Source organism: Micromonospora sp. NPDC047730 (assembly GCF_043204765.1).
Lineage (GTDB): Bacteria > Actinomycetota > Actinomycetes > Mycobacteriales > Micromonosporaceae > Micromonospora.
This window is the reverse complement of the sequence record NZ_JBIDCU010000007.1, coordinates 123393-135905: the sequence shown is the minus strand read 5'-3', so window position 1 is coordinate 135905 and position 12513 is coordinate 123393. Positions and strand designations below refer to the sequence as shown.

10 protein-coding genes are annotated in these 12513 nt (G+C 74.6%); 3 read left to right on the top strand and 7 right to left on the bottom strand.

What is annotated here, in order from left to right:
- Nucleotides 1-71: 71 nt before the first annotated feature.
- The 6 genes from ACGF5G_RS18335 to ACGF5G_RS18310 form a co-directional block, all read right to left on the bottom strand.
- Nucleotides 72-668 carry a cell wall protein gene (locus tag ACGF5G_RS18335; protein WP_350685971.1) on the bottom strand — a complete coding sequence of 199 codons (597 nt, stop codon included), beginning with the start codon at nucleotides 666-668 and terminating at the stop codon, nucleotides 72-74.
- 13 nt (nucleotides 669-681) lie between these two features.
- On the bottom strand, nucleotides 682-1095 hold the full coding sequence (locus ACGF5G_RS18330; protein WP_350708163.1) for a hypothetical protein: 414 nt from the start codon (nucleotides 1093-1095) through the stop codon (nucleotides 682-684).
- Nucleotides 1096-1197: 102 nt separating this feature from the next.
- A complete protein-coding gene (locus tag ACGF5G_RS18325; protein ID WP_393264044.1) occupies nucleotides 1198-1764 on the bottom strand; it encodes a GNAT family N-acetyltransferase in 567 nt (188 codons plus the stop codon).
- An 11-nt stretch (nucleotides 1765-1775) separates the two neighbouring features.
- Nucleotides 1776-4253 carry an ATP-binding cassette domain-containing protein gene (locus tag ACGF5G_RS18320; protein WP_393264043.1) on the bottom strand — a complete coding sequence of 826 codons (2478 nt, stop codon included), beginning with the start codon at nucleotides 4251-4253 and terminating at the stop codon, nucleotides 1776-1778.
- A complete protein-coding gene (locus tag ACGF5G_RS18315; protein ID WP_393264041.1) occupies nucleotides 4250-5194 on the bottom strand; it encodes an ABC transporter permease in 945 nt (314 codons plus the stop codon). Before ACGF5G_RS18315 ends, ACGF5G_RS18320 begins: the two co-directional genes overlap by 4 nt.
- Nucleotides 5191-6768, bottom strand: coding sequence for an ABC transporter substrate-binding protein (locus tag ACGF5G_RS18310; protein ID WP_393264039.1), 1578 nt, complete (start codon nucleotides 6766-6768; stop codon nucleotides 5191-5193). Before ACGF5G_RS18310 ends, ACGF5G_RS18315 begins: the two co-directional genes overlap by 4 nt.
- A 171-nt stretch (nucleotides 6769-6939) precedes the next feature.
- Here ACGF5G_RS18310 and ACGF5G_RS18305 point away from each other — a divergent pair, with 171 nt between their 5' ends.
- The 3 genes from ACGF5G_RS18305 (at nucleotide 6940) to ACGF5G_RS18295 (ending at nucleotide 10443) form a co-directional block, all read left to right on the top strand.
- A complete protein-coding gene (locus tag ACGF5G_RS18305; RefSeq protein ID WP_393264037.1) occupies nucleotides 6940-9390 on the top strand; it encodes a PEP/pyruvate-binding domain-containing protein in 2451 nt (816 codons plus the stop codon).
- Nucleotides 9391-9402: 12 nt separating this feature from the next.
- A complete protein-coding gene (locus tag ACGF5G_RS18300) occupies nucleotides 9403-9987 on the top strand; it encodes a TetR/AcrR family transcriptional regulator (protein WP_393264035.1) in 585 nt (194 codons plus the stop codon).
- A 96-nt stretch (nucleotides 9988-10083) separates the two neighbouring features.
- Nucleotides 10084-10443: a hypothetical protein gene (locus ACGF5G_RS18295; protein WP_393264033.1), complete on the top strand. Its 360-nt coding sequence runs from the start codon at nucleotides 10084-10086 to the stop codon at nucleotides 10441-10443.
- Nucleotides 10444-10499: 56 nt separating this feature from the next.
- On the opposite strand, the gene ACGF5G_RS18290 is transcribed toward ACGF5G_RS18295, so the two are convergent.
- The gene (locus ACGF5G_RS18290; protein WP_393264031.1) at nucleotides 10500-12368 is read right to left on the bottom strand and encodes an adenylyl cyclase; all 1869 of its coding nucleotides are present in this window, start codon (nucleotides 12366-12368) and stop codon (nucleotides 10500-10502) included.
- Nucleotides 12369-12513: the final 145 nt, after the last annotated feature.

Here is a 12513-nt window from a genome sequence, read left to right as displayed (position 1 = left end):
GTCTCCATCGGGTGGTCCGGCGGGCGGCCTCCGGGCGGTCCGCGGCTGCGTAGCGCCCGGAGGCCGCGCCGTCAGGCGGCGGCGTAGACGGTGGCGATGTCGATCTCGTTGGTGTCCGGGTGCCAGGCGCCGAGCACCTGAACGTGCCGGCCGACCCGCAGCAGCGACATGTCGCTGACGGCCGGGGTGCCGTTGTAGACGGCGGCGGAGCGGTCCGGCACGACGTGCGCGACGATCCGACGGCCCTTGTGGTCGAGGTGCAGCACGTTGCGGCCGACCGCCGCGATGTGCCCGTGCAGGTTGACGATGTTGACCCACACGGCGTCCGCGGCGAGCGTGCCGTCGGGCAGGCGGACGCCGCGGGCGTAGAGCCCGTCGCCGACGGCGACCCGGTCGAACGTGGTCGGGTGCAGCTTCCAGATGCTCGTGCCGTCGGTGATCCGGATCGAGTGGAGCACGGTGTCCGAGCCGGTGACCAGCAGCATGTTGCCGGAGATCGTGCTGATCCGGCCCTCGGCGAAGTTCGGGTCCGGCGTGCCGGGTTCGACGGTCGCGGCGTCGGCGGCGAACGCCGCCTCGGGGGCGAGCGAGCCGAGCCCGGTGGCGCCGACCACGCCGCCGAGCGCGGCGGTGGCGAGCAGCCGGCGGCGCCTCAGGGTCTGGTCCATGGGGTCCTCCCGTTCAGACGCTGTCGACCGAGCAGGGCCGCAGCCCGGTGGAGAGACTGGCGATCGCGCTGTACGCCGCGGGCGTCAGGTCGATGATCCGGTTGCTGCCGCAGGCCGAGCCGCAGCAGGTGCGCTCGCCGCAGAAGAGGTCGGTCTGCGGGCCGCAGTCGGCGATGGCGGTGCCGACCCGGGCACCGTTGCAGAGGTTGGTGGTGTAGTGCCGGAAGCCGCAGCCGCGGCGGCTCATCCCGCTGATCCCGCAGACGTGCGGGCGGGTGATGGCCAGGCACGCGTCCGAGGTGTTCGGCCAGGCGTGCTGGTAGTTGCCGGACGAACAGGTGCCGCAGGCACCACCACCGGCCGAGCCGCAGGGACCCCAGGCGTTGCCGCAGCAGAACCACGACACCTCGCCTCTCAGAGCAACCACGGGTACCTCCCCTCCAGATCCGATCAACAGCGACGTTCATCGATATAGGAGGTGATTGTTGTGGCGTAAATCATCGAAGTCAATGGATGACTGGAAGGATTCTTACGCCCGCGGTCGGCGGCCGGCCAGCGGGATCCGGAAGTGGACGGTCTGGTGGGTGCCGGCCCGGCCGTCACGCGCGTCGTGCACCGGCTCGGCCACCGCCCGCCAGAACCGTTCGGCACCGTCGACCCGGGTGTCGGTGTGCAGGTACAGCTCCCGGTAGCGGGGTTGCCGGCCGACGAAGTCGACGGCGAGACCGACGAGGGCGCGGGCGAGCCCCCGGCGGCGGTGCTCGGGCCGGACGTAGACCCGGAAGAGCTGCGCGGTGGACTCCTCGGGGAAGCGCTCCGCGAGGGAGCGCGGGTGCGGTGGGCTCTTCGGCGCCGCGGCGCGGACGGCGGTGGTGCCGACGACCTCGTCCCCCCGGGTCGCGACGAACAGGGCGTGCGGTTGCGGCGTCAGGTAGGTGCCGGCCAGGTCGATGACGTCGTGGTGCCAGTCGGGACGGTAGCCGTGGCCGAACTCCCGGTAGAACGTGTCGAGCATGACGCTGCGGGCCCCGTCGAGGTGCCGGCCGTCGGCCATCCGCACCTCGTACGCGCCCACGCCGTGTCGGTACTGCCGCATGGTCTCTTCCCTCATCGTGTCGCCGCCGGATCCGCCCGCCACTCCTCGTCGTCCTGTTGCCGACGCTCCGCGGCGGCGGGGAGCAGCGCGCGGGTCAGCGGGTGTCGGGCCGCGCCGAGCAGGGCGTCGGCGGGTCCCTGCTCGACGACGCGTCCGCCGTCGAGCACGACGATCCGGTCGGCGAGGCGGGCCACGACGTCGCGGTCGTGACTGATCACGACCAGCGCCAGGTCGCGGCGTCGGCGCAGGTCGTCCAGCAGCGCGAGGATGCGCTCCCGGGCGTCGCCGTCCAGGCCGGCGGTGATCTCGTCGCAGATCAGCACGCGGGGTTCGCCGGCGAGGGCGCGGGCCAGTGCCGCGCGGTGCAACTCCCCGCCGGAGAGCCGGTCGGGCGTGCCGGCCACGGTGTGTTCGGCGAGGCCCACCTGGTCGAGCAGGCGCAGGGCGGTGCGCCGGGCCTCGGCGTCGGTGGCGTCCCGCAGGCGCCGGGCGGCGCGGGCGACCTGGTCGAGGACCGGGCGGTACGCGTCGAAGCTCGCCCGGGCGTCCTGGAACACGTACTGGACGGCCGCGAGGTCGCGCCGGTCCCGCCGGTCGAGGTGCGGGTCGAGGCGTCGGCCGGCGAGCGCGACCCGGCCGCCGGTCGGCGGGTGCAGCCCGGCGACGCAGCGTGCCAGCGTCGTCTTGCCGCTGCCGGACCGGCCGACCACGGCGAGGCACTCCCCGGCGGCGGCCGTCGCGCCGACGCCGCGGACGACGGTGCGCCGGAGACCCCCGTGGCGGTGGGTGGCCACGAGGCCGGTGACGGCGAGCAGCGGTGGGGCCTCCCGACCGGTGGCCGGGCCCCGGGTCGGCGGGACGGGTGCCTCCTCCTGCCGGTCGTGGTGGTCCCGCGCCGTCAGGACCTCGGCCGTCGGGCCCTGCGCGACGGCGGTTCCGTGGCGCAGCACCAGGACGCGGTCCGCGACGGCGCGGACGAGAGGCAGGTCGTGGCTCAGCAGGACCACCGCCATGCCGTGGCGGGCGAGCGCCGTCAGTTCGCGCGCGACGTCGCGGCGGGTGAGCGCGTCCTGCCCGGTGGTGGGTTCGTCGGCGACGAGGAGGACCGCCCGCGAGAGCAGGGCGTGGGCGATGACCAGCCGCTGTTGCTGCCCGCCGGAGAGCTGGTGGGGGAAGCGCCGCAGGAACCGGCGGTCGGTGGGCAGGGCCATCCGGTCGAGCACGTCGGCCACCGCCTGTCGACGCGCGCGGCGGGTCCGGCCGGGCGGGTGGCGCCGGGCGATCTCGCCGAGCACGGCGCCGACGCGGCGGAGGGGATGGAGCGCCACGGCGGGCTGCTGGGGGACGTACCCGACGGTGCCGGCCGGGGGCGGCGCGCCGGCGGCGACGGCCGAGCCCGCCAGCGCGATCCCGCCGGTGAGGCGGACGCCCGGCGTGGTCTCGCCGAGCAGCGCCCGGCCGGTGGTGGTCTTGCCGCTGCCCGACGCGCCGACGACGGCGAGGATCTCCCCGGCGGCGAGGTCGAAGGACACCCCGTCGACGAGCCGCCGCTGCCCGGCCGCGGCGGTCAGTCGCCGTACCCGCAGGAGCGGCCCGCCGGGCGGTGGTCGCCGATCGGCTCCGGGAGCCTGCGGGCCGGAGCGGCGGTCCCGGCGGGGCGGGCGGGCGCCCCGGGCGGGCGGCTCCGCGTCCCCGGGCGGCGGGGCCGGGTCGGCGCGGGCGGCCAGCACCTGGTCGGCGACCAGGTTGACGCCCACCGCCAGGGCGACGACCAGCGCGGCCGGTACGACGACGGCCCACGGTTGCAGGAACAGTCCGGTGCGGTTGCGGTCGACCATCACGGCCCAGTCCGCGGCGTCGGGGGCGACACCGACGCCGAGGAAGCTGGCCGTGGCGACCAGGTAGACCGCGCCGACGAACCGGACCCCGGCGTCGGCGAGCAGGACCCGCCGGACGCCGCGCCCCACGTACCCGCCGGCCCGGCGCCACCACGTCTCCCGGTGCAGGCGCATCGCCTCCATCGCCGGCCCGTGGGCGAGCGGCAGGGCGGCGGCCCGGGTGACCCGGGCGACCTCGGGAAGGGCGACGAGCGCCACGACGCCGACGAGGGTGGCCGGCCCGGGCCGTGCGACGGCGGCCACCAGGATCAGCAGCAGCAGGGACGGCACGGCGAGGACCAGGTCCAGCGGGCGCATGAGGATCTCGTCGACCCACCGGCGGCGGGTCGTCGCGGCGAGCAGGCCGACGGGGACCCCGACGAGGTAGGCCAGCAGGGTGGCGGCGACGGCCACCAGGACCACGGACCGGCCGCCGAGCAGCACCTGGTGCAGGACGTCCCGGCCGACGAAGTCGGTGCCGAGCGGCCCCTCGGGGGCGAACGGCAGACTGCGGGGAGCGGCGTCGCCGGCCAGGGCGGGGCCGAGCACGGCGAGGCCGAGCGGCACGGCGAGCAGCAGGCCCGCGACGAGCGTACGCAGCGGGGGCCTCACCGGACGGCTCCGGTACGCGGCGCGAGCCGGAACGCCACCAGGTCGGCGGTCAGGTTCACGGCCACGGCGGTGACGGCGACGAGTACGCACAGCGCCTGGACCGTGGGGACGTCCCGGGTGGAGACGGCGTCGACGAGGGCGGTGCCGAGACCGGGTATGACGAACACCGCCTCGACGACGATGACTCCGCCGAGCAGCCAGTCGGTGGTGCGGGCGAGCTGCTGGGCCACCGGGGCCAGGGCGTGGGGCAGCGCGTGGCGCAGCCAGAGTCGGCCGCCGGTGATGCCGAGCCGCCGGGCGTGCCCGACATGCTCGGCGCGCAGCGCGTCCACCATGCCGGCCCGGGTGAGCCGGCTGATCGTGCAGACGGGCCGGGCCAGCAGGACGAGCAGGGGCAGGACGAGGACGGCCGGCCGCGCGGACAGGTCGGCGCCGAACGCCGTGGGCGGCAACCAGCCGAGCTGTACGCCGAACCCGGCGACGAGGAGGATCGCCAGGGCGAACTCCGGCATGGCGTACAGGGCGACGGACCCGGCGGACAGCGCCCGGTCGAGCCGGCCCCCTTCGCGCCGGGCGGCCAGCATGCCGACGCCCACGGCCAGCGGCACCAGCACCGTCAGGGTGAGGGCCGCCAGCAGCACGGTGGCGCCGGCGCTGTCGGCGAGCCGCTCGGCGACCGGCCGCTGGGAGACCAGCGAGACGCCGAGGTCGCCCCGCAGGAGGCCGGTCAGCCAGTCGAGATAGCGCTGCCAGGCCGGCTGGTCCAGGTGCAGGTGCGCGCGGATCAGGGCGATGCGGGCCGGATCGGGCTGGTCACCGACGATCACCACGGCGGCGTCACCGGGCAGCGCCTCGGTGAGCACGAAGACGACGGTGGCGACGCCGACGACCTGCCCGACGCCGAGCAGCAGCCGCCGGGCGGCGTAGCGGGGCAGGCTCATCCGAGCCAGACCTTGTCGAAGCGGGCCCAGTCGAGGGTGTTGGCGGGGGCGTCGGCCGAGACGCCGCCGACGCGTGGGCTGGTGGCGACGAGGAAGTCGGCGAAGCCCCAGATCAGGAAGCCGCCCTCGGCGTGCAGCATGCGCTGCATGTCGCCGTACGCCTGCCGTCTGGTCTGCTCGTCGGCGCTGGAGACGGCCCTGGCGTAGTGGGCGTCGAAGTCGGGCCGGGCCCACCTGGTGGCGTTGGTGGTGGAGTGGGTGAGCAGCCGCTGGGAGATGTGCGTCTCGATGGGCATGGCGCCGGAGCGGTACGAGGCCAGCACGCCCGAGCCGAGGATGTCCCTCCAGTAGGTGTCCTTGTCGCCGATCCTCGGTTCGACGACGAGGCCGGCCTTCCTGGCCTGCTCGGCGAAGACGCTGGCGGCCTCGACGAAGCCGCTGGCCACCGGCGCGGTGTCGAGCGGCACGCGCAGGCCGCGGGCGCCGGCCCGGTCGACGAGGAACCGGGCCCGGTCGAGGTCGTGGGAGCGCTGGGCGATGTCGTCGGCGTAGTGCTGGTAGCCCTTGCCGAACAGGTCGTTGCCGACCTGCCCGGAGCCGGCGAGCACGGTGTCGACGAGCTGCCGCCGGTCGGTCAGCAGGAACATGGCCTCGCGCAGGTCGCGGTCGCCGAACGGGGGACGGTCCACCTTCATCGCGAAGGACTGCATGGTGCTGTTCGGCATCCGCGTGACGGTCATCCGGCGGTCGGCGGCGTACGTGCGGGCGGTGGTCGGGGTGACGTCGTGCGCGTAGTCCACCTGGCCGGCGAGCAGGGCGTTGACCCGGGCGGACTCCTCGTTGCTGGTCAGGTACTCCAGCTCGTCGAGGTGGGCCGCGCCGTCCCAGTGGTCGGCGTAGCGCCGCAGCAGCAGCGACCGGCCCGGCCGCCAGGTGTCGAACGTGAACGGGCCGGAGCCGACGGGACGCTCGAAGGTCTCCGTGCCCTCGGGGACGACGTAGGCGCCGAAGGCCGCGAGGGCGTTGGGGAACTCGGCGAAGGGCCGCTTGAGGGCCAGCTCCACGACGCGGTCGCCGACCGCCCTGCTCGCGGCCAGGTCGACCATGTCGAGGCTCGCCCGGGCGCGGAAGGCCCGCTTCGGGTCGGTGATGCGCGCGTAGCTGTACAGGACGTCGGTGGCGCGTACCGGCCGGCCGTCGTGGAAGGTGGCCTGGCGCAGGGTGATCCGCCACCGGGTGAGGTCGGCGCTGGGTTCCCAGCCTTCGGCGAGGCGGGGCCGGATGGAGACGTCGGGGCCGTAGTCGGCGAGCTTGTCGAACATCGCCTTGGCCCGCGACGCCTCGTTGAACAGTTTCGCCAGGTGGGGGTCGAGGGTCTCGTTGGCGCCGCCGCCGGCGAACGCCGCCCGCAGCCGCCCGCCGCGCCGGGGCCGGCCGGACGGGGCGGCGTCCGGGCCGGTGTGGACGCCGCAGCCGGTCAGCGCGACACCGGTCGAGGCGGCGGCGGAGAGGGCGGCGGCGCCGAGCAAACCGCGGCGGGTCAGCCTCGGCGTGGCGGAGGGCGAGAGGGCCATGCTGGCGGGTCCTTCCGGAGGCAGGTGGACAGTCGTGCGGGCGGTCGCCGAAACGATAACGGTTTCCATTTGTGTTTCGCTCGGGAGGGTCGCCGGAGGCATGGCATTGCACCTGCATTGCGAACGACGTACGGTGATAGCAATGCAGGCGTATTGCAAAAAGGGGTCGGCATGCGTGTGATCGCGTTGTCCGAGGTGACCGGGGACATGACCGAGCTGGTGGGCGGCAAGGCGGCCCGGCTGGCGGAGCTGGCGCGGTCGGGCGAGCGGGTGCCGGACGGCTTCTGCGTCACCACCGCCGCCCACGAGCGGGGCGTGGCGCCGCGGGCCGAGATCGCGCAGGCGTACGAGCGGCTCGGCGGGGGACCGGTGGCGGTGCGCTCCAGCGCGACCGCGGAGGACCTCCCGGACGCCAGCTTCGCCGGGCAGCAGGACACCTTCCTCGCCGTCACCGGGATCGCCGATCTCCTGACGGCGATCGAGGGATGCCGGCGCTCGCTGCACGACCCCCGCGCCGTCGCCTACCGCGACGCCCACGGGATCGACCACGCGTCGGCGCGGATGGCCGTCCTCGTGCAGCGCATGGTCGAACCGGTGACCGCGGGTGTGCTGTTCACCGCCAACCCGCTCACCGGCTGCCGCACCGAGATGATGGTGGAGGCCGCCGAGGGGCTCGGCACGGCCGTCGTGGACGGCAGCGCCGCCGTGGAGCGGTACGTCCTCGACGGACCGCCCCGGGCCGGTGCCGGCCTGCTCACCGCCGAGCGGCTGGACGAGCTGCGGGACGCGGGTCGTCGTCTCCAGGAACGGTTCGGCTGCCCGCAGGACGTCGAGTGGGCCTACGACCGGCAGGGCGTGCTCTGGCTGCTCCAGTCGCGGCCGATCACCACGCTGTTCCCGCTGCCGCCGGAGACCGGGCGGCCGGCTCCCCGGGTCTACCTGGAGTTCGGCCACGTGCAGGGCATGCGGCAACCCGCCACCCCAATGGGCATGTCCACCCTGAAGTCGCTGGTGGCGGCGATGCTGGCGTCGTTCGGCCTGACCGTGGAGATCACCGACATCGGCGGGCGCCTCTACGGCGACCTGACCGACCTCGCGCGGCACCCGTCGACCCGCAACCGGCTGGTCAAGCTGATGGCGGTGGACTTCGGGCCGCGGGCCCAGGCGGTGATGGAGCACGTGCTCGCCGACCCGCGCTTCGCGCCGCTGCCGGCTTCCGGTCCGGGGCGTAGGGCCACCGGCCCGGCGCTGCGGACCGCCGCCCGCGCGGCGACCGGGGTCGTGCGGGCGCTGGCCCGCCCGGAGGCCGCCCGGGCCCGACTGTTCCGGGAGGTCGAACGTCTCCGGGTCGGCTCGGCCGCGCCCGCCGGGCTGGACACCGCCGCCGAACGGCTGCGGTACGTGCGCGACGAGGACCCGTCGGCCGGCCCCGACGACATCGTCTGGCCGATCGTCGCCGGGATGCTCGCCGCCACGCTGCCGGCCGCGCTGCTGCGGGGCGTGGCCGGCCCCGGCGAGATCGACACGGTGCTGGGCGGCATGCCGCACAACGTCACCATCGAGATGGACCTGGCGTTGTGGCGGCTGAGCCAGCAGGCCGCCGCGCACCGTCACCTGCTGCTCACCACCCCGCCGCACGACCTGGCCACGGCGTACGCGCGGGGAACGCTGCCCGACATCGGCCTGGCGGCGTTCCTGGACCGCTACGGCCACCGCGCCGCCGCCGAGGTCGACCTCGGGGTGCCGCGCTGGGACGAGGACCCGACCCCGGTCTTCGCGATGATCGCCAACTACCTGCGCGTCACCGACCCGGAGCAGGCCCCGGACCGGCGCTTCGCCCGCGCCGCCGAGGCCGCCGAGGCCGCCTGCGCGGACCTCGTCGCCCGGGCGCGCCGGCGCCGGCCCGTCCGCGGCCGGATCGCCGGATTCCTCCTGCGCCGGGCACGGATGCTGGCCGGCCTGCGGGAGGCCGGCAAGTTCGCCGGCCTCTACCGGCTGCGGGAGATGCGCCGTCAACTGCTGCTCGTCGGCGCCGAGCTGGCGGAGCGGGGGCTGCTGGGGCGGCCCGACGACATCATGTTCCTCACCCTCGACGAGGCGCACGCGGCCGTGCATGACGGCGCCGACCACCGCTCGACGGTCGCCGCGCGCCGCGCGACGTACCGGCGGGAACTGCGCCGCCCGGCGGTGCCGGTGGCCCTGCTCTCCGACGGCACCGACATCGAGGCCGTCCTCGCGCCGCCGCCGGCCCCGGACGGCGCCCTCCGGGGGGTGGGCGCGGCGGCGGGCCGGGCGACCGGCCCGGCCCGGGTGGTCCACGACCCGGCCACCGCCCACGTCGAACCCGGCGACGTGCTGGTCGCTGCCACCACCGACCCGGGTTGGACGCCCCTGTTCCTCACCGCCGCCGCGCTGGTTACCGAGACGGGGGCGGTGATGGCGCACGGCCCGACGGTCGCCCGGGAGTACGGCATCCCCGCCGTCATCTGCGTCCCCGACGCCACCCGCAGGATCCGGACCGGCCAACTCGTCACGGTGGACGCCGCCGCCGGGACGGTGACCCTGCACCCCGCCCCCGGGGCCGAGGAGCCGTCGGTGGTCGGCGAGGCGTCCGCGTCGTGACAGCATGAGGCCATGCCGAAGAAGGTCGACCGCCACGAACGGCGCACGCTGATCGCGGCCGCCCTGATGCGCGTGGCCGCGCGTCAGGGCGTGGAGGCCGTGAGCCTGCGTCACGTGGCGGCCGAGGCCGGGGTCTCGGCCGGAATGGTCCAGCACTACTTCCGCACCAAGGACGAGATGATGGCCTTCGCCATGACCGTCGTGCGGGAGCGCAGCCAGGCCCGGGTGACCGACGCGATCGCCCGGCTCGGCGAGGACCCGGCCCCCCGGCTGCTGCTCCGCACGATGGTCGCCGCGTTGCTACCGCTGTCCGAGGAGTCGCTCGCCGACGGGCGGGTAGCCCTGGCGTTCCTCGCGTACGCGGCGGTGCGGCCGGACGTGGCCGCCGGCATGCGCGAGGGCACCGACCAGCTGCGCGCCTTCGTCGCCGGTCTCATCCCGGGTCCCCGGCGGGACGAGTACGCGGCCGGCGTGCTGGCGCTGATGGAGGGGCTGGGTGTCCACCTGCTCGGCGGCCACTACACCGCCGAGCAGGCGCTCGCCGCGTTGGACGCCCACCTCGACCTCGTGTTCGCCGGCGGCGGGACGTCTCGATAAAAGTTTTCGTCTCCATTGATGATCCTCTTGGAACTTATCTCCAGAGCGACTACCCTCCTGGGGACCACCTACCGTCCATCGTGGAGGAGACTGGTCATGCGCAAAGTGATGTCAGCGGTCGGAGCGGGAGCCCTGCTGACCGTGGGGTTGTTGGCCGGCGCCGCCCCGGCGCAGGCGGCGAGCTGCACCCTCGTGCAGTCCGAGATCTACAACGGCGCCAACATGATCGCCTGGTCCCAGGGGCTGCAGGGCTGTTCGGGTGACGTCTACTGGGAGATCCAGTCGGGCGACGCGGGCGGCTGGCAGGTCGCGCAGAGCGGCACCACGCACTACGACAACGCGGTCCAGAGCTACTACGGTGACGTCGAACTGCCGTGCTACCTGCGGGTCTACGCGAAGTTCGGCAGCCAGGAGAAGCTGACCCAGCCGGTGCAGAACTACAACTGCGCCGGCTGACGCCCGCCGGCACGGGCCGCAGCCGCACGGCTCCGGCCCGTGCTGAGAGCCGCCGCTCAGGGCGTCGGATACCGGGCGACGTAGACCGGCGCGCCGACCCGGGTCGGGTCGGCCGGCCCGCCCACGCCGTTGACCACGTGGTCGATGGTGCCGGCGCTGAGGTTCACGGTCATGACGTGGTGCAGCCGCACGCCGGGCGTCACCGGCACCTCGAAGCCGTTCTCGGTGTGGATCGACGGGTTGTTCTGGTTGAACACGTAGACCCCGCCGCCGTGCAGGGTGTGGTGCCGCACCCGGCCGTCGACCTTGTAGCCGGCCCAGCCCTCAACGTCGCCGTCCATCCAGTCCGCCTGCGTCGGCGGATCGTAGGGCAGCTCGTTCTGGTAGAGGATCGTCGTGCCGTGCTCGCCGGTCCAGACCGTGTTGTACCGCTGGAAGTGCTCGACGAACAGGCCGGTGGCCGTCACATGGTCGCCGTTGACGACGACGCCGTGGCGGCCGGTGTTGGTCCGCCAGCGATCGGTGTCACCGTTCACGCCCTCGGTGAAGCCCTCGACGCCGTGGTCTCCGCGCCACACCCAGGTGTGGTCGATGAGGACGTGGTCGGCGTTGACCTCCAGCGCGGTGTCCGCCCTGCCGACATGCGGCCCGCCGACCCGGAAGTACACGTCGGACAGCGTGATCGGGTTGCGTGGGGTGCTGGCGTTGCGGCCGTGCTCGCGGCCCACCCGCAGCAGCGCCGGCGACTCGGTGGGGCCGGCGTCGACGGTGACGCCGGCGACGACCACGCCCGGGACGCCGGCGACGTCCAGGGGTACGGCGCCGTCCACGGCGGTCAGCGTCGCGTGGCCGAGGCCGAGGACCACGGTGTCGGGCCGCCTGACCTCGATGCTGCGGGCGATGTCGTACACACCGGGGGTGAGCAGCAGGTGCCTGCCGCGCGCGAGCTGGCGGTTGATGACGTGCACCGGGTCCGACGGCCGGGCGACGAAGAAGTCACGGATCGGGATGCTCCGGCCCGGTGTCGTGCCCGCGCCCCAGGAGATGCCCCGGCTGTCGCGCCGGGCGGCGGGCACGCGGACGTGGTACCCGCCCTTCGCGTCGACGTACAGGTAGGGCTTCTCCCGGCTGAGCGGCGTGGTGTGCAGCGTGGTGTACGGCGGGTCGGGGAAGCCGGCGTCGTCGGGGGCGCCCACGGTGCCCGCGAAGACCTGGTTCCACACCGCGTTGGACCAGCCGCCGACCTCGCTGTTGCGGGTCAGCCACTGCTGCTGCGAGCCGTTCGTGGTGAGGGGCAGCCGCGAGTCTGCGATGAAGCCGCCGCTGGCGTACTGCGGGCCCGCCGTGCAGTAGTCCATCAGGGACAGCCCACCGCCGCTGATGTCGAGCCGACGCATCGACACCGCCTGCGACACCGCCCAGAAGTTGGCCGACGAGCGGCAGCCGTCCTGGCCGGCGGCGTTGACGGCGATCGACAGGTTGGACAGGGTGCGCCAGAAGTTGACCAGGGCGATGCAGTTGCCCGTGCCGCCGCCGGAGAGGCACCGGTTGTAGACCTCGACCTTGCCGTTGACGCCGACGTCGGTGGGGGAGGCGCCCAGGCCGGCGACCTCTGTGTAGTAGCCGACCCTCACCTGCAACGGCTGCTCGGCGGTGCCGTACGTGCCGGGCATGAAGAGGTACGCGTGCCGCGCGGTGCCCATCTCGTCGTCGACCTGCCGGGCGTGCGCCGCGTCCAGGGTCGCCTGGATCTCGCCGACCGGCATGCCTGGGTCGAAGATCGTCACGTGGGGCCCGAAGTCCGGCGGGCCGGGGCGGGGCGGCCCGGCGGCGGCCGGGCCGGCCGTGCTGGCGGCGGTCGTCAACACGAGGCCGAGCACGAGCGCCCGGCCGAGTCGTCCTCGGCGGGTGGACTGGATTCTCATGTGGACCGTCCTCTCCGTGAGAGCGCTCTCTCGACGTGGCATGTTTCTACCCTGTCGACGGAGCCGCGCGCTACGGCAGCGGACCTCGATCCTCGCTCCGCACGGCGCCACCCGGTGGCGCCGTGCGGAGCGAACCGACGGCGCC